Annotated in this window: 22 protein-coding genes; 6 read left to right on the forward strand and 16 right to left on the reverse strand. The window is 66.1% G+C overall.

The window, feature by feature from the left end:
- Positions 1 to 9 precede the first annotated feature (9 nt).
- Positions 10 to 918, reverse strand: coding sequence for a DMT family transporter (locus EJI00_RS01125; RefSeq protein ID WP_126745625.1), 909 nt, complete (start codon positions 916 to 918; stop codon positions 10 to 12).
- Between the two features lie 102 nt (positions 919 to 1,020).
- Here EJI00_RS01125 and EJI00_RS01130 point away from each other — a divergent pair, with 102 nt between their 5' ends.
- Both EJI00_RS01130 and EJI00_RS01135 read left to right on the forward strand, forming a co-directional pair.
- A complete protein-coding gene (locus tag EJI00_RS01130) occupies positions 1,021 to 2,004 on the forward strand; it encodes a quinone oxidoreductase family protein (protein ID WP_126745810.1) in 984 nt (327 codons plus the stop codon).
- Positions 2,005 to 2,135: 131 nt separating this feature from the next.
- A complete protein-coding gene (locus EJI00_RS01135; RefSeq protein ID WP_126745626.1) occupies positions 2,136 to 2,546 on the forward strand; it encodes a response regulator in 411 nt (136 codons plus the stop codon).
- A gap of 45 nt (positions 2,547 to 2,591) precedes the next feature.
- Here EJI00_RS01135 and EJI00_RS01140 read toward each other — a convergent pair whose 3' ends face one another.
- From EJI00_RS01140 to EJI00_RS01185, 10 genes are all read right to left on the reverse strand, one after another.
- A complete protein-coding gene (locus EJI00_RS01140) occupies positions 2,592 to 4,253 on the reverse strand; it encodes a Na/Pi cotransporter family protein (RefSeq protein WP_126745627.1) in 1,662 nt (553 codons plus the stop codon).
- Between the two features lie 66 nt (positions 4,254 to 4,319).
- Entirely contained in the window at positions 4,320 to 5,180 is an 861-nt protein-coding gene (locus EJI00_RS01145) for a phosphodiesterase (RefSeq protein ID WP_126745628.1), read from the reverse strand.
- Positions 5,177 to 6,238, reverse strand: a complete 1,062-nt coding sequence (locus EJI00_RS01150) for an ABC transporter ATP-binding protein (protein WP_126745629.1) — start codon at positions 6,236 to 6,238, stop codon at positions 5,177 to 5,179. Before EJI00_RS01150 ends, EJI00_RS01145 begins: the two co-directional genes overlap by 4 nt.
- A complete protein-coding gene (locus EJI00_RS01155; protein ID WP_126745630.1) occupies positions 6,228 to 7,031 on the reverse strand; it encodes an ABC transporter permease in 804 nt (267 codons plus the stop codon). Before EJI00_RS01155 ends, EJI00_RS01150 begins: the two co-directional genes overlap by 11 nt.
- A gap of 15 nt (positions 7,032 to 7,046) precedes the next feature.
- Positions 7,047 to 7,868, reverse strand: coding sequence for an ABC transporter permease (locus EJI00_RS01160; RefSeq protein ID WP_126745631.1), 822 nt, complete (start codon positions 7,866 to 7,868; stop codon positions 7,047 to 7,049).
- Between the two features lie 312 nt (positions 7,869 to 8,180).
- Positions 8,181 to 9,194 carry an ABC transporter substrate-binding protein gene (locus tag EJI00_RS01165; RefSeq protein WP_126745632.1) on the reverse strand — a complete coding sequence of 338 codons (1,014 nt, stop codon included), beginning with the start codon at positions 9,192 to 9,194 and terminating at the stop codon, positions 8,181 to 8,183.
- 51 nt (positions 9,195 to 9,245) lie between these two features.
- Complete coding sequence (locus EJI00_RS01170) at positions 9,246 to 10,256, reverse strand: LacI family DNA-binding transcriptional regulator (RefSeq protein WP_126745633.1); 1,011 nt, start codon at positions 10,254 to 10,256, stop codon at positions 9,246 to 9,248.
- Between the two features lie 133 nt (positions 10,257 to 10,389).
- Positions 10,390 to 10,902 (reverse strand): signal peptidase II, encoded by a 513-nt coding sequence (gene lspA / locus EJI00_RS01175; RefSeq protein ID WP_126745634.1) that lies wholly within the window; start codon positions 10,900 to 10,902, stop codon positions 10,390 to 10,392.
- On the reverse strand, positions 10,902 to 13,751 hold the full coding sequence (gene ileS / locus EJI00_RS01180; RefSeq protein WP_126745635.1) for an isoleucine--tRNA ligase: 2,850 nt from the start codon (positions 13,749 to 13,751) through the stop codon (positions 10,902 to 10,904). The genes lspA and ileS overlap by 1 nt, the downstream gene beginning before the upstream one ends.
- Positions 13,752 to 13,872: 121 nt before the next feature.
- On the reverse strand, positions 13,873 to 14,910 hold the full coding sequence (locus EJI00_RS01185; protein ID WP_126745636.1) for a bifunctional riboflavin kinase/FAD synthetase: 1,038 nt from the start codon (positions 14,908 to 14,910) through the stop codon (positions 13,873 to 13,875).
- Between the two features lie 166 nt (positions 14,911 to 15,076).
- On the opposite strand from EJI00_RS01185, the gene EJI00_RS01190 reads away from it, so the two are divergent.
- Complete coding sequence (locus EJI00_RS01190; RefSeq protein WP_055804374.1) at positions 15,077 to 15,637, forward strand: HNH endonuclease; 561 nt, start codon at positions 15,077 to 15,079, stop codon at positions 15,635 to 15,637.
- Positions 15,638 to 15,645: 8 nt separating this feature from the next.
- Here EJI00_RS01190 and EJI00_RS01195 read toward each other — a convergent pair whose 3' ends face one another.
- The 4 genes from EJI00_RS01195 to EJI00_RS01210 form a co-directional block, all read right to left on the reverse strand.
- Entirely contained in the window at positions 15,646 to 16,437 is a 792-nt protein-coding gene (locus EJI00_RS01195) for an enoyl-CoA hydratase (protein WP_126745637.1), read from the reverse strand.
- An 11-nt stretch (positions 16,438 to 16,448) separates the two neighbouring features.
- Positions 16,449 to 17,801, reverse strand: a complete 1,353-nt coding sequence (locus EJI00_RS01200; protein ID WP_126745638.1) for an alpha/beta fold hydrolase — start codon at positions 17,799 to 17,801, stop codon at positions 16,449 to 16,451.
- A gap of 81 nt (positions 17,802 to 17,882) precedes the next feature.
- Positions 17,883 to 18,998, reverse strand: a complete 1,116-nt coding sequence (locus EJI00_RS01205; protein WP_126745639.1) for an acyl-CoA dehydrogenase family protein — start codon at positions 18,996 to 18,998, stop codon at positions 17,883 to 17,885.
- A gap of 12 nt (positions 18,999 to 19,010) precedes the next feature.
- A complete protein-coding gene (locus EJI00_RS01210) occupies positions 19,011 to 20,192 on the reverse strand; it encodes an acyl-CoA dehydrogenase family protein (protein ID WP_126745640.1) in 1,182 nt (393 codons plus the stop codon).
- Between the two features lie 154 nt (positions 20,193 to 20,346).
- Between EJI00_RS01210 and purN the strand changes: the two genes are divergently transcribed.
- Both purN and EJI00_RS01220 read left to right on the forward strand, forming a co-directional pair.
- Positions 20,347 to 20,943 carry a phosphoribosylglycinamide formyltransferase gene (purN, locus tag EJI00_RS01215; RefSeq protein ID WP_126745641.1) on the forward strand — a complete coding sequence of 199 codons (597 nt, stop codon included), beginning with the start codon at positions 20,347 to 20,349 and terminating at the stop codon, positions 20,941 to 20,943.
- 37 nt (positions 20,944 to 20,980) lie between these two features.
- A complete protein-coding gene (locus EJI00_RS01220) occupies positions 20,981 to 21,304 on the forward strand; it encodes an I78 family peptidase inhibitor (RefSeq protein ID WP_126745642.1) in 324 nt (107 codons plus the stop codon).
- A gap of 34 nt (positions 21,305 to 21,338) precedes the next feature.
- Here EJI00_RS01220 and EJI00_RS01225 read toward each other — a convergent pair whose 3' ends face one another.
- Entirely contained in the window at positions 21,339 to 21,572 is a 234-nt protein-coding gene (locus EJI00_RS01225) for a DUF1653 domain-containing protein (protein WP_126745643.1), read from the reverse strand.
- A 45-nt stretch (positions 21,573 to 21,617) separates the two neighbouring features.
- Between EJI00_RS01225 and EJI00_RS01230 the strand changes: the two genes are divergently transcribed.
- Positions 21,618 to 23,471, forward strand: coding sequence for a M48 family metallopeptidase (locus EJI00_RS01230; protein ID WP_126745644.1), 1,854 nt, complete (start codon positions 21,618 to 21,620; stop codon positions 23,469 to 23,471).
- Positions 23,472 to 23,499 lie beyond the last annotated feature (28 nt).

The raw sequence follows: 23,499 nt of genomic DNA on the forward strand, positions 1-23,499 counted from the left end.
GTCGTGGTCTCAACGTCTAGACGATGAGACCACGATTCCGCCCACGATCAGCAAGAAGGCCGCGCCGTGGTACCAGTGCGGCGGCTCACCCAGGAACGCGGCGGACAACAGCGCGGCGAAAAGCGGCGTGAGGTTCATGAAGAAGCTCGCCGCCTGCGGGCCGGCATGCTGCACGCCGCTGCCCCAGCAGCGGTAGGCCAATACGGCGGGTCCGATGCCGATGAAGGCCAGGGCGGCGAACAGGGGCCAGCCCGGCACGATGCGGGCGTCTGCCAGGGTCCATTCGCCGGCCGCGAACGCGCCCGACCACGCGAGGCCGAACACCATTTGCGCCATGAGAAACGCGGCCCAGTCTTGCCGCACGGTTTGAGGCTCCCGCGTGCGGGCCAGTATCCAGCTGTAGAACGCCCAGGCAATGGTGCCCAGGATCATGTACAGGTCGCCCGGCACCAGGCGCAGCGCAAGCAGCTGCCGCCATTCGCCCCGGCTCAGCACCAGCAGCACGCCAAGCATCGAAAGCAGCGAGCCGCCGATTTCGCGACCGCTGACGCGGGCCCCGAAGAAAACGGCACCCGTCGCGAGCATCCACAGCGGCAGGCTGGAGCCGACGAGCGTGACGTTGATCGGCGTGGAGGTCTGTAGCGCCAAGTACTGGAAGGCGTTGTAGCAGCCGATGCCGAGCAGCCCCAGTACCGCGTAGCGCTTCCAGTGCGCCCACATCGGGCTCCCGGGGCGCAGCACGGGCCATGCAAGCGGCAGCAACAGCACGAAGGCAATGACCCAACGCACGAAGTTCAGCGTGAGCGGCGACACCAGCTCGCGCACCATGCGGCCGACCACCGCATTGCCGGCCCACAGCAGCGGCGGCACGATGAGCAGGAAGACGGTCGTCGGTGTGAGGCGTTGCTGGATCTGCATGGCCGCCGACTCTACCGGGCATTGCCCGCCGCCGCCGCGGAAAGGCCAAACGTGGCACGATGCGCGTCTTCTTTTTCCGCATGCTTGGAGACCGCAAAGATGATGAGCAAAGCCGTCCGTATCGACCGCCATGGCGGCCCCGAGGAACTGAAGATCGTCGACGTGGAGGTCGGCGAGCCGGGGCCCGGCGAAATACGCATTCGCCACAAGGCCGTGGGCCTGAACTTCATCGACACCTATCAGCGCAGCGGCCTCTACCCTTTCCAGATGCCCTTGCAGCTGGGCATGGAAGCCTCGGGCGTGGTCGAGGCGGTGGGCGAGGGCGTTACGCACCTCAAGGCGGGCGACCGCGCCGCCTATGCGAGCCAGCCCCCGGGCGCCTACAGCGAGCTGCGCGTCATGCCGGCCAAGTGCGTCTGCAAGTTGCCCGATGCCATTTCGTTCGAAACCGGCGCGGCGATGATGCTCAAGGGGCTCACGGCGCAATACCTGCTCAAGAAGACGCTGCCGGCGGAAGGGTTGCAGCCCGGCGACTTCGTGCTGTTCCACGCCGCGGCCGGCGGGGTCGGGCTCATCGCGTGCCAATGGGCCAAGGCGCTGGGGCTGCAGCTGATTGGCACGGCCGGCAGCGACGCCAAGTGCAAGCTTGCGCTCGAGCATGGCGCGGCGCATGCCATCAACTACAGCACCGAGAACTTCGCGGCCCGGGTGAAGGAGATCACGGGCGGCAAGGGCGTGAAGGTGGTGTACGACTCGGTCGGCAAGGACACCTGGGAAGCCTCGATCGAGTGCCTGCGCCCGTTCGGTTTGCTGGCAGTGTTCGGCAACGGCTCGGGCCCCGTGCCACCGATCAGCCTTGGCACGCTGGCCTCGAAGGGCTCGCTCTACGTGACGCGCCCGACGCTGTTCACGCACATTTCCACGCGCGAGAGCACGCAGGCCATGGCGGACGACCTGTTCGCGGTGGCGCAGAGCGGCGCGGTGAAGATCCCGATCGACCAGCGCTATGCATTGGCCGACGTGCAGCAGGCGCACCGCGACCTCGAAGCGCGCAAGACCACCGGCTGCACGATCCTCACGCTCTGACGCTCTGGTAGTGGGCCACGGCCGGCCCGGCGACGGGCCAGCCTTGTCCTACCCGCGATGGGGTGTCATGCCTTCGTCTTGTCCGGCGCGCAATTTGTAGCCTGCTAGAAAGCCCGAGGATCGCCGCCGCCATGGACACCGTTAGAACCTTTGTTGTCGAGGACAACCCCACCATCCGCGAAAACCTGTTGGGCACCTTGCGGGAAGTGGCCAGGGTCGACCCCGTGGGCCAAGCGGAATCGGAGCGGGAAGGTACGCGTTGGCTGACGAGCAACCTCGCGCAATGGGACCTTGCCATCGTCGACCTGTTCCTGAAGGACGGCACGGGGTTCAGCGTGCTCGAGGCCTGCCGCAACCGTGAACCGGCGCAGAAGATGGTGGTGCTCAGCAACCATCTCACCCCCGAAATGCGCCGCAAGTGCACCCAGCTCGGCGCCGATGCGGTGTTCGACAAGGCCACGGAGATCGACGACCTGATCGACTTCTGCCTGCGCCGCCGCCAGGAGCAGTTCATGCGCTCAGCGTTCTCGGCTGCGCACTGACGCTTGCGTGGCGGCCTGCGCGTGCAGGCCGCGCCCCTCAAAAAATCAGCCCTCGATCTTCCCCAGCCGCGATTCACGCAGCCGGCTGGGCGCCAGTGCGCCCGCCGACTCGAGGATCGGGTAGGCGATGGAGCAGATGTGCGAGTTGATGCGCTTCAGGTCGCTGATCAGGTCGATGTGCAGCGAGCTGGTTTCGATGCTCAGCGTGGTGCGGTCGGACAGCCGGTCGAGGTGGGTGGTGGCATAGGCCCGCTCGAGGTCGCGGAAGCGGGCTTTTTCTTCGAGCAGCTTTTGCGCGTCGCGCACATTGCCGTTGAGAAAGACACTCATGCTCAGCCGCAGGTTGGCCACCAGCCGCTCGTGCAGCTCCACGATTTCAGCCATGCCCGCGGCAGAGAAGTTGCGCTGCGGCTTGATCTTCTTGTCTTCGATGTCGATGATCACGCGCTCGATGATGTCGCCGATCTGCTCCATGTTGATGGTGAAGCTGATGATGTCGGTCCAGCGCCGGCTTTCTTCTTCGCCCAGCGCCTCGCGCGAGATGCGCGTCATGTAGTACTTGATGGCCGAGTAGAGCTCGTCCACCGTGTCGTCGAGCTGCCGCAGCTCCTGCGACAGGCGCAAGTCGTTGTGGCGAATCACGTCGAGCGTGCCGATGAGCATGGTCTCCACGATGTCGGCCTGGTGCAGCGCCTCGCGCGCCGCATTCGAAATGGCGAGCGAAGGCGTTGAAAGCGCCGAGGGGTCGAGGTGATGCGGCCGCGTGGAAGTGGCCGGCTGCTGCGGCACCGGCAGCATCTTGGTGACCAGCGTTGCCACCCACTGCGTGAGTCCGATGAAGCCCACGCTGATGATCACGTTGAACGCCAGGTGGAACAGCACCACGCCGTGGGTCGCGTTCGGCACCTGGGGCTGCACGTAGCGCAGCCAGAGCCCGACGAAGGGCGCGACGATGGCCACGCCGAGCGCCTTGAACAGCAGGTTGCCTACCGTGACCTGCCGCACCGGAATGGCCGACTTGGCGGTGGTCAGCACGGCCAGCAAGCCGCTGCCGAGGTTGGCGCCGAGCACCAGCCCCAGCGCCACATCGAGCGGAACCACGTTGGAGCTTGCCATGGCCGCCACCAGCAGCACCACGGCCAGGCTGGAATACGCCACGATGGCGAGCGCGGCGCCAAGGGTGATTTCGAGCAGCACGTCGCTGCTGAGAGAGGCCAGCAGCGCCCGCACGGTCGGGGCCGAGAAGAGCGGCTCGGTGGCTTCCACCACCAGCTGCAGCGCCAGCAGCATCAGCCCCAGGCCGATGAGCACCCGGCCCACGCGGCCCGCCACGGTGGCCGAACGGGAGATGAACAGCACCACCCCCACGAAGATGAACATCGGCGAGAGCCAGGAGAGGTCGGCCGAGAACAGCACCGAGATGAGCGCCGTGCCGACATCCGCCCCGCGCATCACAGCCAGCGCCGCCGGCAGCGTGACCAGGCCCTGCCCCACGAAGGACGAAGTCATCAGCGACGTGGCCGTGCTCGACTGCACCAGCGCGGTCACACCGATGCCCGACAGCGCGGCGGTGAAGCGGTTGCGCATGCTCTGCACGAGGATCTTGCGCAGGTTGGCCCCGAACACGCGCAGCACGCCCGTTCGAACGAGGTGCGTGCCCCACACCAGCAGTGCGACGGCGGCGAGCAGGTTCAGAAGATGCTTCATGGGTGGCGGTTTCTATCCTTTTCGTTTTGGTTCGTTTTCTTCAGCCCCATTTTCCACACTATGGGCTCAATCGATCAGTGCTCCGTTGTCGTGGAAAGGAAAAGGGCCCTCGAATGTGCCGGAAGCCGCCAGATGGGTGACCAGCCGCCTGCTGCGCGCAGACCAGGCGTGAACCCGGAAACCGGGCGGCTCCAGCGTCCACGCAGAGGCCGCGTCGGGTGCCAGGTCCAGGCAGACCTGGTGGGCCGGTGCGGGCGAGGTGGATGCAATGGTGCCCCCAAAGCGCACGTCGATGGCGCGGTGCAGGTGGCCGCAGATCACGCGTTCGACGCTGGGGTGCCGCGCGACCAGTGCTTCCAGCGCCTCTGCGCCCTGCAGCAGGCCGATCTCGTCCATATGGCCGATCAGGGTTTGGAAAGGTGGGTGGTGCATGGCAATGACCACGGGCTCCCCCCGGCAGGTTTCGAGTTGTTGCTCCAGCCACGCCAGCCGTTCGTTGCAGAGGGCACCATGGCTCTCGCCCGGCACGCAGGTGTCGAGCGTCAGCAGGCGCAGCGCGCCCACGCGCACCGAGTATTGGACAAAGCCGGCGGAGCCCACGCCCCCCGCCAGGTAGCCGTGGCCCGGAAAGCTGCGGCGCAGCTGGTCGCGGTCGTCATGGTTGCCGGGCATCAGGTAGACCGGCATGTTGAGCGGTGCCAGAAGGCGCGCCAGGTGCTCGTATTCGGCCGCGCGGCCGAAGTCGCTCAGGTCGCCGGTGATCACCACCGCGTCGGGCAATTGCGGCAGGCGCAGCACCGACTGCACCGCGCGCTCCAGGTAAGGCGCGGTGTCGATGCGGCCGTACGCCAGGCGGCCGGGCTCGCGGATGTGCAGGTCCGTCAGCTGCGCCAGGAAGGTGGTGTCTTGTGTCGTTGCCGTGTTCATGCGCTGGTTTCCTGCGACGTCATCAGGCGATCGGGTTGGATGCGAAGGCCGACCGGATCACCCGGGCCGAAAGGCGTGTCGCGGCCTACATCGGCTACCAGCAAGGACTGGTCCTGCGTGCGCAGCTGCAGCTGCACGCGGTCGCCGAGAAAGGTGCGGCGTTCGACGGCGGCAAGCCCCCAGCCGGGCTGGGGCGCGCTCACTTCCACGTCTTCGGGTCGCACCAGAAGCATCGCATGGTCGCGCCAGGCAGGTGGGCAAGGCAGTGTGCTTCCGCCGAGTCGGACAACGCCTTGCGCAACGGCGTCGGGCTCGCGCGTGAGCCGATTCACCCGGCCCAGGAACTCCGCCACGAAGGGATGCGCGGGCGCGCGGTACAGCTCTTCGCCGCGGCCGATCTGCACGATGCGCCCGGCGCTCATCACTGCCAGGCGGTCGGCAATGGCCAGCGCCTCCTGCTGGTCGTGCGTGACGTGAATGGCCGTGATGTGCAGCCGCCGCAGCAGTTCGGCGAGTTCGTCGCGCAGCGATTCCTTGAGCTTGGCGTCGAGCGCGGCCAGCGGCTCGTCGAGCAGCAGCACGCGCGGGCGCACGGCAACCGCGCGCGCCAGGGCCACGCGCTGGCGCTGGCCGCCGGAGAGCTCGGCGGGTCGCTTGTTTTCAAGCCCGCCGAGCCGCGTCAGGTCGACCAGTTCGCCCACGGCGCGCTTTTCTTCTTCGGGCGCCACGCCGCGGATGCGAAGGCCGTAGCCAATGTTGGCGGCCACCGTCATCTGCGGAAAAAGCGCGTAGCTCTGGAACACCATGCCCACGCCGCGGTGCTCCACCGGCCGCCCGGTCACGTCCTGTCCGCCGAACACGATGCGGCTGCCTTCGTCGGGTGCCTCGAGTCCCGCAATCAGGCGCAGCAGCGTCGTCTTGCCGCAGCCGGAGGGGCCGAGCAGCGCGAGCACTTCGCCCGCTTCCACGTGCAGGTCGGTCGGCAGCAGGCCGCGCGTGCCGTCGGCGTAGGTCTTCGCGCAGTTCGCGATGTCGATAGGAATGCGTTCAAGTTCCATGGCGTTTCTGCATCAGGTTGGCAAGGTACTGCAGCCCCCACAGCACCGGAAGAATGACGGCGAAGAAGACCAGCGTGTAGGCCGACCCGATCTCGATGCGCATCGAGGCATAGCTGTCGGCCAGCCCCACAGGCAGGGTGCGCGTGAGCGGCGTGTGCAGCATCCAGGTTAGGTTGAACTCGCCCACCGAGAGCGTGAACACCATGAGGCTGCCGGCCACGATGGCGGGGAACACGGCCGGCACCAGGATGCCCATGAAGCGCTGGCCGAAGTTCGCGCCCAGCGAACGGGCGGCTTCCTCGAGCGCGAGCAGGTCATCACGCTGGAACGCCGAGCTCACGGTGCGCACCATGAACGGCAGCGTGAACACGATGTGGCCCACCAGAATGAAAGCGAAGCTCTGGCGGAAGGCCGTGAGCTGGCCGTAGGCGAGGATGAGCGCCAGTGCGGTCGCAAGCCCGGGCACCGCAACGGGCAGCGTGAGCAGTTCCTCGAAGATGTGCGCCGCGCGCGAGCGGCTGCGCGCCAGCACATAGGCGCAGGGCACGCCCAGCAGCACGGTGCCGACGACGCAGGCTGCCGCCAGCGCGAGCGACCAGCCGACGGTGCCGCCATAGTTCTCCCACACCTCACCGAGCCAGCGCAGCGTGAGGCCGCTCTTCAAGCCCGTGCTGTAGTTGTTGACCAGACCGGCCATGACGGACAGCAGCATCGGTGCGATCATGAAAATGCTCACGAGCACGGTAATGGCCAGCAGGAAGGGCGCCTTGGGTTGCGTGTTCTTCTTTCGCATGAGCGTTTCCTCGGTTCAGCGTGCGACCGGGTTGGCGCCGAAGCGTCGCGCGACGAACAGCACCAGCCAGGTCACGAGGCCCAGCGCAATCGAGAGCGACGCGGCGAGTGCAAAGTTGGCGTAGTTGGTGAACTCGTTGTAGATGGTGATCGGAATCACCTCGAACTTGCTGGCGAGCGTGAAGGCGGTTCCGAAGGCGCCCATCGACGTGGCGAAAAGAATGGCGCCGCAGGCCAGCGTAGTGGGGGCAAGCTCGGGCATCCAGACATCGCGAGCCACGCGCAGGCGCGAGGCACCGAGCGAGCGCGCGGCTTCTTCGAGCTGCACGTTCATGGCCTCGGCCGCTGCGGCATAGGTGGCAATGGCGCGTGGCAGCGAGAAGTACAGATAGGCCAGGAACAGCCCGAGCAGGCCATACGCGAAGGTGATGCGCTCGCCGAACAGGCTGTCGCTGAGGTCGGCTACCACGCCTTGGCGACCGCCGAGCAGGATGACGAAGAAGCCGATGATCACGCCCGGAAAAGAGAGCGGCAACGTGAGCAGCGACAGCAGCATGCGCTTGCCTGTGAAGGCATGGCGCGCGAGGTAGATGCCGACGGCCGCGCCCAGCACCAGTGTCGTCAGCGTCACCGCCGCCGACAGCGCAACGGTGTTGACCATGCTATGGAGGTAGCGCGAATCTGTCAGCACCGCGAAGTAGGTGGACCAGCCCTTGGTCGCGGGCAGCGTGAGCAGGCGCACCACCGGCAATAGCCAGAAGGCAGCGAAGAACACGGCTGCGGGGGCTGCGCAGGCCAGCAGGCGCCAGCGTGGGTTCCAGGCGTTGGGTTGCTTCATCTCAGTTGCTTGTCTTGCGGCGTTGTTGTTCTTGGCGCCGCTGTTCAGGGCGTGTGCAAAGGCCACCGGGTACTCCCCTCCGCGAATGTCCCCCGGGGCTGCGCCCCTCCTCCTTTATTTCGCTGCGCGGAGCACCCGATGCCCTGTGCACTTGGGCAGGTTCGTGGTGTTCCGCTGATCAACCACTGCTCCGTGCAACGCACCCGCTGGCGGGGTGCCTTGCGCAGCGACATAAAGGAGGAGGCCGCAGGCCGGGGGACATTCGCGGAGAAAGGTACCCCGTCGGCGGGTGCGCGCCCCGAACAAGACACTTCAGCGCACTTCCTTGAGGTAACGATCAGAGAACGCCCGCTGCGCCTCAGCCATGCGCGCATAGTCCACGCTCTTCGCGCGGGCGTACTCGGTAGCCGGCAGGAACTGCGCCTCCACGTCCTTCGGCATCGCACCAGCGCGCACCGGCCGCAGGTAGGCCTTGGCCCAGATGGCCTGGCCTTCGTCGGAAAGTACAAAGTCGAGCACCTTCTTGCCTTCGGCTGCATGTGGTGCCTTGGCGACGAGGCTCATCACGTAGGGGACGGCCAGCGTGCCTTCGCTCGGGATGACGAAAGCGACGTTGGCCTTGTCCTTGTACTTCGCGCGGTAGGCGTTGAAGTCGTAGTCGAGCAGGATCGCGATTTCGCCCGACAGCACGCGCGCATAAGAGGTTTGCTTCGGCACGATGGGCTCGTTCTTCTGCAGCGCCTTGAAGTAGTCGATGGCCGGGCCGAAGTTGTCGAGCGTGCCGCCGCGTGCTTCGTTCACCGCTACCGCGCCCACGTAGCCGACGAAGGCCGATGCGGGGTCGAGATAGCCGACAAGGCCCTTGTATTCGGGCTTGAGCAGGTCGGCCCATGACTTGGGAACCGGCTTGCCCTTTAGCGCATCGACGTTGACCATGAAGCCGAGCGTGCCCGAGTGGATGGTGAACCAGTTGCCGGCTGGGTCCTTCAGGCCGTCGGGAATGTCTTTCCACGCTGCCGGCTTGTAGGGCTCGACCACGCCGTCCTTCTGGGCCTGCACCGCGAAGGTCACGCCCAGGTAGGTAACGTCGGCCACGGGGCTGGCCTTCTCGGCGACGAGCTGCGCGAGCGACTGGCCCGAGTTCTTGTTGTCGGCCGGCACGGTGATGCCGGTTTTGGCCTTGATGGCCTTGAGCTGCGTGCCCCAGTCGGCCCATTCGGTCGGGCAGTTGTAGCAAATGGCGGTCTGTGCCACGGCGCTGCCGGCGGCGACCAGCGCGGCGGTGAGCAAGCCCAGGCGGGCCATGCGGGAGATGCGGAGAGACATGAAAGAACTCCTTGATGTGGATGTAAGGGTTGAGGCGGGTGAGAGGGGTGATCAGTCGTCGGCGATATCGCGTGCGGATGCGCACGATTCGCCGTCGCGGAAGAAGCAAGGCAGCAGCAGGCTCGCGTCGGCTTGCAGCGTGGTGCCGCCGGCCATGGCCTGGATCAGCAACTCGACGCTGCGGCGGCCGATGTCGCTGTTGGGTTGCGCGATGGTGGTGAGCGCCGGCGTGAGGTCTTCGCCGAGCGCAATGCCGTCGAAGCCGACCACGCTGAGGTCGTCGGGTACGGAGAGTCCGCTCATGTGCGCGGCGCGAATGCTGCGGATGGCGAGCAGGTCGTTCGAGCAGACCAGCGCGGTGGGACGATCGTCGGCCTGCAACACGTTGACGACCGCACCGACCGCGCTTTCGACGAAGGGCACCTCGATGAGCGGCGGCGCATCGAGCCCGGCATCGGCCATGCCTTTCTCGTAGCCCCGGTAGCGCTGCTGCGCCCGGTCGGAGGCGGCCAGCGTGCCGCTGACCATGGCGATGCGGCGGTGCCCCAGCAGTACCAGGCGTGCGACCGCGTCGGCCACGGCAGCTTCGCCGTCGACGGTCACGCAGGGGTGATCAGGGTGCCGGTTGTAGGCCAGCACATAAGGCGTGCCGGTGGTGCGAAGCCGTGCGAGGGCCGCCGAAGTGGAGGGGTTCGATACCACCAGGATCAACCCGTCGACATTGCCCGCCATCAGCAGATGGACCGCGCGTTCTTCTTCGTCGAGCCGGTAGCCGGTGGTGACGGGAATGATGGCGTAGCCGCCTGCCATGGCTGCACGCGCAATGCCTTGCAAGCACTCGGCGAAGGTCGGATTCAGAAGCGTCGGCAGCACCACGCCCAATGCGCGGCTGCGCTGGGTGCGCAAGGTGCGCGCGCTGGCGTTGGGCACGTAGTGGAGCTCGCGCGCCACGCGTTCCACCAACTCACGCGTGGCTGGCGTGACCTTGTCGGGGAAGTTGAACGCCCGCGACACGGTGGCCACGGAAACCCCGGCTTTGGCTGCAACGGATTGAATGCTCATCGTGCGGTGCTATGTAATCGATTACATTGCACCGCGGCAGTATGACCCCGCTATGACAGGCCAAGAAAGCCGGGAAAAACCCTCGCGTTGAGTCTTAAAGAGAAAGGGCCCGAAGGCCCCTTGAGAAACTGGCTTACTTCCCGCGCCGAACCCGCCGGATCTCGTCCACGATCAGGCAGATGGCCCCCAGCGTGATCGCACTGTCCGCCGCGTTGAAGGCCGGAAAGTACCAGTTCCCCGCGTGAAAGCTCAGGAAGTCGACCACGTACCCGTGCATCATCCGGTCGATCACGTTGCCGATGGCGCCGCCCAGGATGCAGGCCATCGCGAACGAAAACAGCTTCTGTCCCGCGTGCGATTTCAGCATCCACACGATGAACACTGCGGCCGCAAGGCCAATGGCCGTGAAGAACCAGCGCTGCCATCCCGAATGGTCGGCCAGGAACGAGAACGCGGCACCCGTGTTGTGCGCGCGGACCACGTTGAAGAAGCTCGTGACGTAGGTTGCGTCACCGAGCTTGTAGTAGCCCAGGATCAGCGTCTTGGTGAACTGGTCGATGATCAGGATGATCGCCGCCAGCCCGAGCCAAGGCCAGATGCTGCCGCTGCGCGAACGCGATGCCGACATGGAGCGAGCGGCCGCCATCAGGCAAAGCTCCGTGCTTCGCCGGCGCCGAACAAATTGCTCGTGCAACGGCCGCAGATCGTCGGATGCGCCGTGTCGTGGCCCACGTCGTCGCGGTAGTGCCAGCAGCGATCGCACTTCTGCGCGCTGCTCGGCGTTACCGTCGTCGAGAGCGCTTCGCCGGCAGCGATTGCGATGGCCGAGGTGATGAAGACGAACTTCAGGTCATCACCCAGCGAACCCAGCAGCGCGAAGTCGTCGGCCGGTGCGGTGAGCTGCAGGTTGGCCTGCAGCGACGAACCGACCTTGCCTTCGGCGCGCACCGCCTCGATGTCCTTGTTGACCACATCGCGGATCTCGCGGATGCGGCCCCACTTGGCAAGCAGTGCTTCGTCGGGCGCGGCGAATTTGCTGAATGTCTGCGCAAAGATCGATTCGCCCGGCTTGCCGGTGCTCACGAACTTCCACGCCTCTTCGGCGGTGAAGCTCAGGAACGGCGCCATCCAGCGCAGCATGGCTTGCGAGATGTGCCAGAGCGCGGTCTGCGCGCTGCGGCGCGCGAGCGAGCCCGGCGCCGTCGTGTAGAGCCGGTCTTTCAGGATGTCGAGGTAGAACCCGCCCAGGTCTTCCGAGCAGTAGATCTGCAGCTTGGCCACCACCGGGTGGAACTCGTACACCTTGTAGTGCGCAAGGATCTCGGCCTGGAACTGCGAAGCGCGCGCAAGCGCATAGCGGTCGATTTCGAACAGCTGGTCGAGCGGCACCGCGTCCTTGGCGATGTCGAAGTCGCTGGTGTTCGCCATCAGGAAACGCAGCGTGTTGCGGATGCGGCGGTACGAGTCGACCACGCGCGCGAGGATCTTGTCGTCGCCCGCGATGTCGCCCGAGTAATCGCTCGCAGCCACCCACAGGCGGATGATTTCGGCGCCCAGCTTGCTGCTGATTTCCTGCGGGTCGATGCCATTCTTGAGCGACTTGCTCATCTTGATGCCCTTGGCATCCACCGTGAAACCGTGCGTGAGCAGGCCGCGGTACGGCGCGCGGTCTTCCAGCGCGCAGGCGATCAGGAGCGACGAGTGGAACCACCCGCGATGCTGGTCGTGGCCCTCCAGGTACAGGTCGGCCTCGGGCCCCGTTTCGTGGTGCACGTTGGGGTGCGTGCCGCGCAGCACGTGATAGAAGGTCGAGCCCGAGTCGAACCACACCTCGAGGATGTCGGTGCTCTTGGTGTAGTGCGGCGCGTCTTCGGCGCCCAGGATTTCTTCGACGGTGACCCGGCTCCAGGCCTCGATGCCGCCCTTTTCGACGATGTCAGCGGCCTGGTCGAGGATTTCCATCGTCCGCGGATGCAGCTCGCCCGAATCCTTGTGCAGGAAGAACGGGATCGGCACGCCCCAGCTGCGCTGGCGGCTGATGCACCAGTCGGGCCGGTTGGCAATCATGTCGTGCAGGCGCGCCTTGCCGTTCTCCGGATAGAAGCTCGTCTTCTCGATGGCTTCGAGCGCGGTCTGGCGCAGCGTCTTGGGCGCCTTGTCCTTGGTGAACACGCCTTCGCCTTCGTCCATGCGCACGAACCACTGCGCCGCGGCGCGGTAGATCACCGGCGTCTTGTGGCGCCAGCAATGCGGGTAGCTGTGCGTGATGGTCTCGGTGGTGAGCAGGCGGTTGGCGTCGCGCAGCGCGGCGATGATCACCGGCACTGCCTTCCAGATGTTCTGGCCGCCGAAGAGCGGAAAGTCGGGCGCGTAGCTGCCGTTGCCCTGCACCGGGTTCAGGATGTCGTCATACGCCACGCCGTGGGCGATGCAGGAGTTGAAGTCGTCCACGCCGTAAGCGGGCGAGGAGTGCACGAGGCCGGTGCCGTCGGTGGCGGTGGCGTAGTCGGCCAGGTACACCGGCGACAGGCGCTTGTAGCCAGCATCGACGTCGTACAGCGGGTGCTCGAATTCCAGGCCCCCGAGCTTCTCGCCCTTGACCGTGGCCAGCACCTTGCCATCGAGCGCGTAGCGCGTCATGCACATCTCGACGAGCGAGTTGGCCAGGATCAGCAGGCCGCGCTCGGTGTCGACCAGCGAATACTCGATCTCGGGGTTCAGGTTGATCGCCTGGTTGGCCGGGATGGTCCACGCGGTGGTGGTCCAGATCACGGCAAAGATGTCGCCGAGGATCGTGTGGTCGGTCTCGAAGGCCTTCAGCACCTTCTCGCGGTCGTGCGCCTTGAAGGCGACGTCGATGGTCTGGCTCTTCTTGTCGGCGTATTCGATTTCGAACTCGGCGAGCGACGAGCCGCAGTCGAAGCACCAGTACACGGGCTTCAAGCCGCGGTAGACAAAGCCGCGCTCGATCACGCGCTTGAACGCGCGCAGCTCGCCGGCTTCGTTCGCGAAATCCATCGTCTTGTAGGGATGGTCCCATTCGCCCAGCACGCCCAGGCGCTGGAAGTCGGCCATTTGCTGCGCGATCTGTTCCGTGGCGTAGGCGCGGCTCTTGGCCTGCATTTCGTCGCGGCTCAGGTTGCGGCCGTACTGCTTTTCGATGGCGTTCTCGATCGGCAGGCCGTGGCAGTCCCAGCCGGGCACGTACAGCGCGTCGTAGCCTTCGAGCTGGCGCGCCTTGGTGATCATGTCCTTCAGGATCTTGTTCACCGCGTGGCCCATGTGGATCTGGCCGTTGGCGTAGGGCGGGCCGTCGTGCAGGATGAACTTGGGCGCGCCGTGGCGGGCGTCGCGGAGGCGCTGGTAGCGGCCTTCGTCATTCCATTCCTTCACCCAGCCCGGTTCGCGCTTGGGCAGGTCGCCGCGCATCGGGAAGGGGGTGTCGGGCAGGTTCAGCGTGGAACGGTAATCGGTGGTGGAGGCGGCGTCAGACATGTTGGGGTGCGAAACAGAGGGGCTTCGACAGGCTCAGCCCGAACTGCATTGAGCGGTCGGTGCGGAAGAAAAGCCGTTCGCCCTGAGCTTGTCGAAGGGCGGCAGCACGGTGCGTGCAGGGCTAAATTCGATCGCGTGTCGTCTGGCGATGGGTTTCGGCGTGGGTCGACGCAAAGAACGCGCGCGCGTCGCGCCCATCCTTCGCGATGCCCGCAGTGAGGGCCTCAAGGCTGGTGTAGCGCAATTCGTCGTGCAGTTTGTGCAGGAGTTCCACGCGGACGATTTTACCGTAGGCACCTTCGGCTCCCAGATGCGAGGGCCACTCCAGGCAATGCGTCTCCAGCAAAACCCGGCCGGCGTTGACGTCGTTGGCGTCCAGGGAGGGGCGCACGCCCAGGTTGGCCACGCCGGGCAGGGGCTGGTCGGCCAGCCCGTGCACCAGCACCGCGAAGATGCCGCTCGCGGCCGGTTTCCAGTGCTTGAAGCGCAGGTTGAGGGTGCGAAACCCGTCGTCCTTGCCGGGTTCGGAGGCGCCCAGTGCGCGGCCGAGCTTGCGGCCATGGACCACGTGGCCGGAGATCGTGTAGGGCCGGCCGAGCAGGTGATGGGCGTCGGCCATGCGGCCCTCGGCCAGCGCCTCGCGCACGGCCGAGCTCGAAACGCGCAGGCCGTGGACCTCGTAGCTGTTCATGCGCGCCACGTCGAAGCCGTGGGCATCGCCGGCCGCGTCGAGCATGGCGTAGTCGCCCGCCCGCTTGGCGCCGAAGCGGAAGTCGTCGCCTACCAGTACGTAGCGTGCGCCCAAGCCGTCGATCAGCACGTTCTGGATGAATTCGTCAGGCGACTGGGATGCCAGCCGTCCGTCGAAGGGCAGCACGATCGTCTGCGCCACGCCGCAGGCCGCAAGCTCGGTCAGCTTGTCGCGCAGGGTGCCGATGCGCGCCGGGGCCAGGTCGGGCTTTTTGGTGACGGCGGCGAAATAGTCGCGCGGGTGCGGCTCGAACGTGAGTACGCAGCTCGGCAGCCCGCGATGGCGCGCCTCGGTCTGCAGCAGCGCCAGCATGGCCTGGTGGCCACGGTGCACGCCGTCGAAATTGCCTATGGTGAGGGCGCAGGCCGGAGCCACGCCCGGGTGCCGGAAGCCGCGGAAAACCTGCATTGGTGAGTATCTTTTTGATAGCGCCTTGCGCCCGTCAATTGGGCGAATCAGGCCGTTTTGTCACAAAGCCGGTATATTGTGACTCAGTGCGTCGCTTGAAGTGGTCTCCGGCGCGCTCCGTGTCCCTGGTCTTTCCGTGATTCTTCCCTTTTTGAGGAGGCGTGTGGTGAAGGTCTTGAAGCTGTCGGCCCAAGGGCTGCCCCAGTCGTGGATATCGCTCGAACAGGCGGTTATTCACTATGCAGCGGACGAAGTCCGCTGGGAGGTGGGCGCGCAGGTGGCTGTGTTCCGCGGGGGACACAACGCCATCACGGGCGAGCAATCGCAGATTGCCATCAACAGCATCATCGGCACCAAGGGCGTGCCGCGCATCAACCCCTTCACCCAGCGCCCAGGGCTTACCAACAGCAAGCTTTTTGCGCGGGACCGCAATGTCTGCGCCTATTGCGGGGGGCATTTCCACGAAGACGAACTCACGCGCGAGCACATCATTCCGTTCGCGCAAAAGGGCATCGACACCTGGATGAACGTGGTCACGGCCTGCAAGCCATGCAACCACCGCAAGAGCAGCCGCACGCCGGAGCAGGCCAACATGCCGCTCTTGTACGCGCCCTATGTGCCCAGCCTCTGGGAAGATTTCATTCTGCGAAACCGCCGCATCCTGGCGGACCAGATGGAATTTCTTATGGCGCATCTGCCGCAGAGCTCACGGCTTCACGACAGCTAGCCTGCGGCTCAGCGCCTCCAGCCGGGCGGGCGTTTCTCGATGAAGGCCTGAACGCCTTCGAGCGCGCTCTCGTCCATCATGTTGCAGGCCATGGTCTGACTGGCGTCGGCCAGGGCGGCTTCGATGCCGGTTTCGAGTTGGCGATAGAAAAGGGCCTTGCCCAGCGCAAGTGCCTTGCGGGGCTTGGCGACGATGCTGGCAACCAGCGCCTCGACCGCGGCATCGAGCTCGGCCGGCTCGGCGACCCGGTTGACCAGGCCCTTATGCCTGGCCTCCTGCGCATCGATGAACTCACCGGTCACGAGCATTTCGAACGCCTCCTTGCGGCCGAGGTTGCGCGAGAGGGTGACGCTGGGCGTGGCGCAGAACAGGCCCACGTTCACGCCGCTGACCGCGAAACGCGCCTCGCTGGAGGCCACCGCCAGGTCGCACACTGCCACCAGCTGGCAGCCCGCGGCGGTCGCGATGCCGTGCACGCGCGCGATCACGGGCACGGAGAGCCGCTGGATCGACAGCATCATCGCGCCGCAGCGCTCGAAAAGCTGCTGGTAATAGCCGAGCGACGGTTCCGCGCGCATTTCCTTCAGGTCATGGCCCGCGCAGAAGGCCTTGCCGGCCGCGGCGATGACGACCGCGCGCACGTTCTCGTCCACCGCAATTTCGGCGATGGCCTGCTCGAGCGCGCCGAGCATGCCCTCCGAAAGCGCGTTGAACGAGGCCGGACGGTTCAGCGTCAGCGTGACCACGCCGCGCGCATCGCGTGCCTTCAGCACGAAAGGGGAGGAAGCCGCGTCGTTCATGCTGTTGCCCCTCAGTAAGTCAGCTCGAGCACCGTCACATGCTGTTGTGAGGCCGGCCAGGTGAGGCCGGTGATGCGCTCGCCGTTGAATTCACCGGTCACGGCGCGCTGAGGCTCCGCCGCGGCAACGCGCAGCCGGGAGCTCGACACGCCCGAGCCCTTGGGCGGCACGCCGGGCGGCGGGCTCTGGCCGTCGAAGCGCATGGTGTCGCGCTGCGCATCGAAATATCCGCGAGGGCGCGTGAAGACGACCACTGCATTGGCGCTGGCATCGGCCGCGGCCAGGCGTTCGGGGCGCAGGTTTACCACGCTGCTGCTGCGCGGAAACGCGCTGCGGTAGATGTGCGTGATGCCGTAGCCCGGCGCGCTGAGGACGAATTCATCGGCTGTGTCGCCGCGCGCGCTGAAGGGCCCCCAGCGGCCGTCCGCTCCGATGTTCTTGCTGTGCACCGCATTGCCCCGCCGCGCGCCCGTGGCGGGATCGACCGCGTAAACGGTCACGTGGCCGCCGTTCAGCGAGAGGTTTTCCGCGCCGACGGCACGGCCATCGAGCACGACATTCGTTTCGGCTGCAATCGCCGTGCTGCGCGGCGGCTCGCCCGTCAGGAACTGCCAGGTCGCGGCAAAGGCGGCGGGGGAGAACGAGGTCTCGCGATGGTCCACGCGCGGCAGCACCACGTTGGTCGCGCCCTTGAGCGCCGGCCCGTCGAAGCCGATGTTGGTCGGCTGGCCTGGCACGCCGATCCACAGCCCATCGGGCTGCGCATATTTGTCGTTGTTGTCGGAGCGCAGCGTGAGCCATTTCACGCCCGGCGTGACCTCATCGCCGTTCGGTCCCTTGGGCGCATTGAGCTGCTGCATGAAGGCCGACAGGCCCGAGAACTCGTTGTTCTCGCGGAAGCCCTTCACGGCCCAGATGCCGTGCGCCGGGTTGCCGCCCAGCACCACATGGCTCACCACGGCGGAGCCGCCGCCGTTCTGTACGTAATTCCGGATCGTGTTGCCGCCGCGCGAGTTGCCGATCAGCACCACCTTGCTCGCACCCGTGGCCTTCAGCACCTTCTCGACTTCGGCCTTCAGGAAGGCGGCCGAATCGGCGGTCGAGCTGCGGCCCGGTTGCGCCACGGTGTCGTCGTCGCGCGCCAGCGGATAGGGCTGATCGACCGCAAAGAGCCGGTTGCGCGGCCAGCCGTTCGATTCGAAGCGCCAGATCGTCGTTTGCCAGAGCGCGGCGGAGTCGCCGTTGCCGTGCATGAAGACGATCGGCGGGCGTTCGCTGAACGAAGGCGAGGGTGCGGTGGCGCAAGCGGTCAGCATGGCGGTCGATGCGAGCCCGAGGGCAAGAAGGGTGCGGCGTGATGGCATGTTTTGTTCCTGGCTGGTTCCAAGTAAAAACGCCCGCCGGCGCAAGGCGGGCGGGCGTTGGATGCTATGGGAAAAACATCGTCAGGCGAAGACGCCCGCGGTGTCCTGCATGCGGGCCGACACTTCGCCCAGGTGGTGCAGGGTGTCGCCGAAAGTCATTTCAAGCTGCGTGAGCTTGCGGAAATAGTGGCTGCCGATGTATTCGTCCGTCACGCCGATGCCGCCGTGCAGCTGCACCGAGTTGGCTGCCACGAAGCGCATCGAAACGCCCAGCTGGTACTTGGCGCGCGCCAGGGCCTGGCGCCGCTCGTCGGCCGGCGCGTTGAGCTTGAGCGTGGCGTAGTAGCTCATCGAGCGTGCGAGCTCGAGTTGCATCTTCATGTCGGCCACGCGATGGCGCAGCGCCTGGAAGGTGGAGATGACCACGCCGAACTGCTTGCGCTGGTTCATGTAGTCGACCGTGAGGGCCACGGTCTTGTCCATGACGCCGACCGCCTCGGCGCATGTGGCGGCAATGCCCACGTCGACTGCGTACTCGAGCGCAGCCAACCCGTCCGCGGTGATCAGCGTGGCGTCTGCCTTGTCGAACACGACCTCGGCCGCTCGGCTGCCGTCTTGCGTGCCGTAGCCGCGTGCCTCGACACCGCTGGCGCTGCGCTCGACCAGGAAGACGGCGATCTTGCCGTCGGCCTGCGCGGGCACGATGTAAGCGTCGGCTTCGTCGCCCACGGGCACCACGCTCTTGGCGCCGGTCAGCGACCAGCCGTCGCCGGCCTTCACGGCCTTGGCCTCGCACACGTCCAGCCGGTAGCGCGACTTGCGCTCCTGATAAGCCAGCACCACGATGGCCTGGCCGCCTGCAATGCGGGGCAGCCAGTTGTCCTTGAGGTCGGCGCCGGCGTAGCCGCTGAGCACGGCGCCGGCAATCAGCGTCTGCGCGAAGGGCTCCAGCACGATGCCGCGGCCCAGTTCTTCCATCACCACCATGCCGGCCACCGGGCCCATGCCCAGGCCGCCGTCGTCTTCGGCGATGTAGAGGCCGCCCAGGCCGAGCTCGGCCAGCTCGTCCCATGCTTCGCGCGAGAAGCCGCCCTTGGCCTCGATGCCGCGGCGGCGCTCGAAGTCGTAGCCCTTGTCGACCCATTTGCGCACGGCGTCGCGCAGCTGTTCCTGGTCGTCAGAAAAATTGAAATCCATGTTCTTGTCTCCTCAGCCCAGTACCGTCTGCGCGACGATGTTGCGTTGCACTTCGTTCGAGCCGCCGTAGATGGTGGTCTTGCGCATGTTGAAGAAGGTCGATGCGAGCGGCGCAAGCGCCGGGTTGCCGCCCGGGAAGTCGCCCTGCCAACCCGCTTCCATGGCTTCGCGGATGAGGGGCAGCGAATACGCGCCGCCTGCCAGCATCATCAGTTCGCTGTAGCGCTGCTGGATTTCGCTGCCGCGGATCTTGAGCAGGCCCGCGACGTCCAGCGAGTTCTTGCCAGAGGTGGCGGCCGAGAGCACGCGCAGCACCATCATCTCGAGCGCGACGATGTCGACTTCGAGCTTGGCGATCTCGTCGCGGAAGCGCAGGTCGTCGTACACGCCTTCGCTCTTGGCAATGCGCTTCAGGCGCTCGAGCTCGCGCTTGGCGCGGTTCACGTCGGCAATGTTGGTGCGCTCGTGCGAGAGCAGGTGCTTGGCGTAGGTCCAGCCCTTGTTCTCTTCGCCGATCAGGTTCTCGGCCGGCACTTCGACGTTGTCGAAGAACACCTCGTTCACTTCATGGCTGCCGTCGAGCAGCTTGATGGGCCGCACGGTAACGCCGGGCGACTTCATGTCGAGCAGCAAGAAGCTGATGCCGGTTTGCGGCTTGCCTTCGTTGCTGGTGCGCACGAGGTTGAACATCCAGTCGCCGTACTGGCCGAGCGTGGTCCAGGTCTTCTGGCCGTTGACGATGTATTTGTCACCCTTGCGCTCGGCCTTGGTCTTGACCGAAGCCAAGTCGGAGCCCGAGCCGGGTTCGCTGTAGCCCTGGCTCCACCAGACTTCACCGCTCGCGATGCCGGGCAGAAAGCGCTTCTGCTGCTCGGCATTGCCGAACGCCATGATCACCGGAGCCACCATCACCGGGCCGAACGGCACGATGCGCGGCGCGCCGGCCAGGGCGGTTTCTTCCTCGAACAGGTGGCGCTGGATGGCCGTCCAGCCCGGGCCGCCGAATTCCTTCGGCCAGCCGTAGCCCAGCCAACCCTTCTTGCCGAGGATCTTGGCCCAGCCTTGCAGATCGTCGCGCGTCAGCTCGAGCGCGTTGTGCACCTTGTGCGAAATCTCCTTGGGGAGGTTGTCCCTGACCCATGCGCGAATTTCCTCGCGGAACTTCTGTTCTTCGGGCGTGAAGCTCAAATCCATGCGTGCCTCGCTGTGTTGATCGGTCCGCCGCCATCGCGCCGATGGCGGTGTGTCTCCGGAACTTCGAGTTTTAGCACGGTCGTGCTGTGAATCGGTGTCCGCGCGGCGACAAGTTCAGGGTGGCCGGAGCCGAGCACAGATAATCCCGCGTCCCATGAAGAACATCGTGATCCTTATTTCCGGCGGCGGCTCCAACATGGCGGCCATCGTGCGCGCCGCCGAGCGCGACCGCTGGGCCGAGCGGTTTAGCGCCCGCATTGCCGCGGTGGTCAGCAACAAGCCCGAAGCGGGCGGGCTTGCGATTGCCGCCACGCACGGCATCGCAACTGCCGTGGTTCCGCACAAGGAATTTCCGACGCGCGAAGCTTTCGACGAGGCATTGGCCAAGGTGGTCGATGCGCACGCGCCGGCGCTCGTGGTGCTGGCGGGCTTCATGCGCATCCTGACGCCGGGCTTTGTGGGCCGCTACGCCGGGCGCCTGATCAATATCCACCCCTCGCTGCTGCCTGCGTTTCCGGGGCTGCACACCCACCAGCGGGCCATCGACGCGGGCTGCAAAGTGGCTGGAGTCACCGTGCACCAGGTGACGACCGAACTCGACCACGGGCCGATCCTGGCGCAGGCCGTGGTGCCCGTGCTGCCGGACGACACGGCCGCCACCCTGGCCGGCCGCGTGCTGGCGCAGGAACATCAGTTGTATCCACGCGCCATTGCTGGATGGCTTGCAGATACATCAGGTCACATTCTTTAAAGTTGTTTATATTCGCGGGTTTTCGGGAGAAGACAAGTTGAAAACCCAATCACTACTGTTCATCGTTGCCGGCGCTGTCTTGATGACGGCTTGTGCCACGCAAGGCTCAACCCCTGCGGTAACCCCCGCTGCAGCTGCTCGGGCACCCGAGCCGGTGTTCCAGTGCAATGCCGATGGCGCGCGCTTCGCCGTCGGCCAGCCGCTTTCGCCCCAACTCGAAGCCGCGGCCCGCGTTCGCGCCGGTGCGGGCACGGTGCGGGCTCTGAAGCCCGGTGAGGTGGTCACGATGGAACTCAATGGCGGACGCCTCAACCTCGATGTGGACGCCCGCGGCCGCGTGACGGACGTTCGCTGCGGCTGAGCGCCGTCCATGACGCTATCGAATACGTAGCGGCCTAGACAGGGGTGAAGCGCAATTGGCGAACACCGTCGATCTCCACGGTTTCACCGAACATCGCGGCGGGCCGAACCCACAACCCCTTGGCGCCGTAAAGGGCACGGTACAGCGTCATCGGCTCCAGCGTTTCGCTGTGGCGCACGGTGCCCAGCACGTCGTATTCGCCCCCCTTGTAGTGGCGATAACGGCCGGGCGGCGTCTCTATCAGGGGTGGCAGGTCGTTGTCGTTCACGGTCTTGCTTCTTTCAAACTGTAGGGTCGGTTGGGGAAAAGTCGGATGGATCGCGCTGATTTTGTTCACCTTGTCCGCCTGAGCGAGCATGCCAGCGCGGACGACAGTGCGCGCTACCGGCGCAGCGTCGCGGCATTTGCCGCACTCGGCTACCTGTGGGTGCTGGCCTGCCTGGCGCTCTCCGTCGGCATCATCGCCTGGGTTGCGCTGTCGGCCGGACAGGGACGCTTCAGTTTCGGGCGCGGCTGGCTGGCTCTGTTTGCGTTGGGCCTGCTCTGGGCCACGCTGCGCGCGCTCTGGGTGCGGTTCGACGAACCCGAGGGGCGGGAGCTTTCGCGCGCGGATGCGCCGGCGCTGTTCGAGGCGCTCGACCGCATACGCAAGAAGATCAAGGGCCCGCGGGTTCACCGCGTTTACCTGGACGACGAATTCAACGCCAGCATCCGGCAGGTGCCGCGTTTCGGGCTGTTTGGCGGCGCGGTCAATTCCCTCAGCATCGGGCTGCCGTTGCTCATGATGCTGGACCGGCGGCGGCTGCTGTCGGTGCTTGCGCATGAGTACGGACACCTGCGCGGCAACCACGGCAAGCTCAGCGCCTGGATCTACCGAACGCGGCTGTCGTGGCTCAAGCTCGACGCCAGCCTGCAGCGCGACGAAGGCGTGATGGCACTGGTGTCGCAGAGCTTCTTTCGCTGGTATTTTCCGCGTTTTGCGGCCCGCACTTTCGCGCTCGCCCGGCAGGACGAGTACGAGGCCGACCGCATTTCGGGCCGCCTCCTGGGCACGACCGTCGCCGCTGCCGCGCTGACGGAAATTGCCATCAAGGCGAACTGGTATGCCGATGAGTTCTGGGCTTCGCACTGGGCCCGTGCCGAAAGGGAGCCGCAGCCGCCGGGCCCTTTCAAGGCGCTGAAGGAGCTTGCCGCCACGCCGCCCAGCGACGAATTCGCGCGCCGGGCATTGCGCGACGCCATGCGGCGCGTCAGCGATCTCGAAGACACACATCCGGTGTTGCGCGACCGGCTCGAGGCGCTCGGCCAGAAGGCCGTGGTGCCGCCCTGGTCGGCCGAGCCCGCGCTGGGCATGCTGGCCGACAGCGCCAAGTGGATCGAGCATTTCGACAACCAGTGGCGGCGCAACCACGCCAGCGACTGGAAGCAGCACCATGCGCACCGGTCCCGCATCCGGGAACGCGTCGAGCTTCTGGCGGCGCGGGGCGAGCGCAATACCCCTGACGACCTCGTCGAATGGGCCGATTCAGAGCGGCGGCTCGATCCGGCGGCACCCGTGCGCGTTCGGTACGAACGTGCGCTCCAGGTCTCGCCCGAGCATGTCGGCGCCTTGCGGGGACTGTCCCAGATGCTCCCCGTGCGCGATCGCGCAGCACGTCTTGCCGTGCTCGAGCGCTTGCACGGGTCCAGTGCCGCCAGCCGCTGGTGGGCCGCAAAAAGCGCCGTGGCCGCACTCGAAAATCCCGACGCCGGAGCTCACGACGAAGAAGCACTCAAGCTCTGGCGCGGCCGCCTCAAGGAGGCGGAAGAAGCCGAAGCGCGGGCCTGGGAGGAGATCACAGAGACGCCCTTCTTCAGCCAGATCGCACGGCATGATCTGAGCGACTATGAATTGGGCGAGCTGCAGGCGGACCTGGCGCGGTGCCTTCCCATTTCGCGCGCCTGGCTGGTGCGCAAGACGCTGCGCGAATTTCCGTGGCGCCGGGCCTACATCGTGTTCGTCGATCTGCCGGGCATGGACGACGAGGACCGCTGGCAGCTTTGCCGCCACCTCGAACACACCTTGAGCCTGCCGGGGGCGGCGCTGGTTCTGTGGGCCGGCCATTCGCCTACGCTGGCCGACATTGAACGACAGGCTTTCGGGCCGATCTGGACGCGCCGGGCGTAGAGAGCCATCCGGCTGAGACAATCGGGGT

Source organism: Variovorax sp. DXTD-1, from assembly GCF_003984625.1.
Lineage (GTDB): Bacteria > Pseudomonadota > Gammaproteobacteria > Burkholderiales > Burkholderiaceae_C > Variovorax.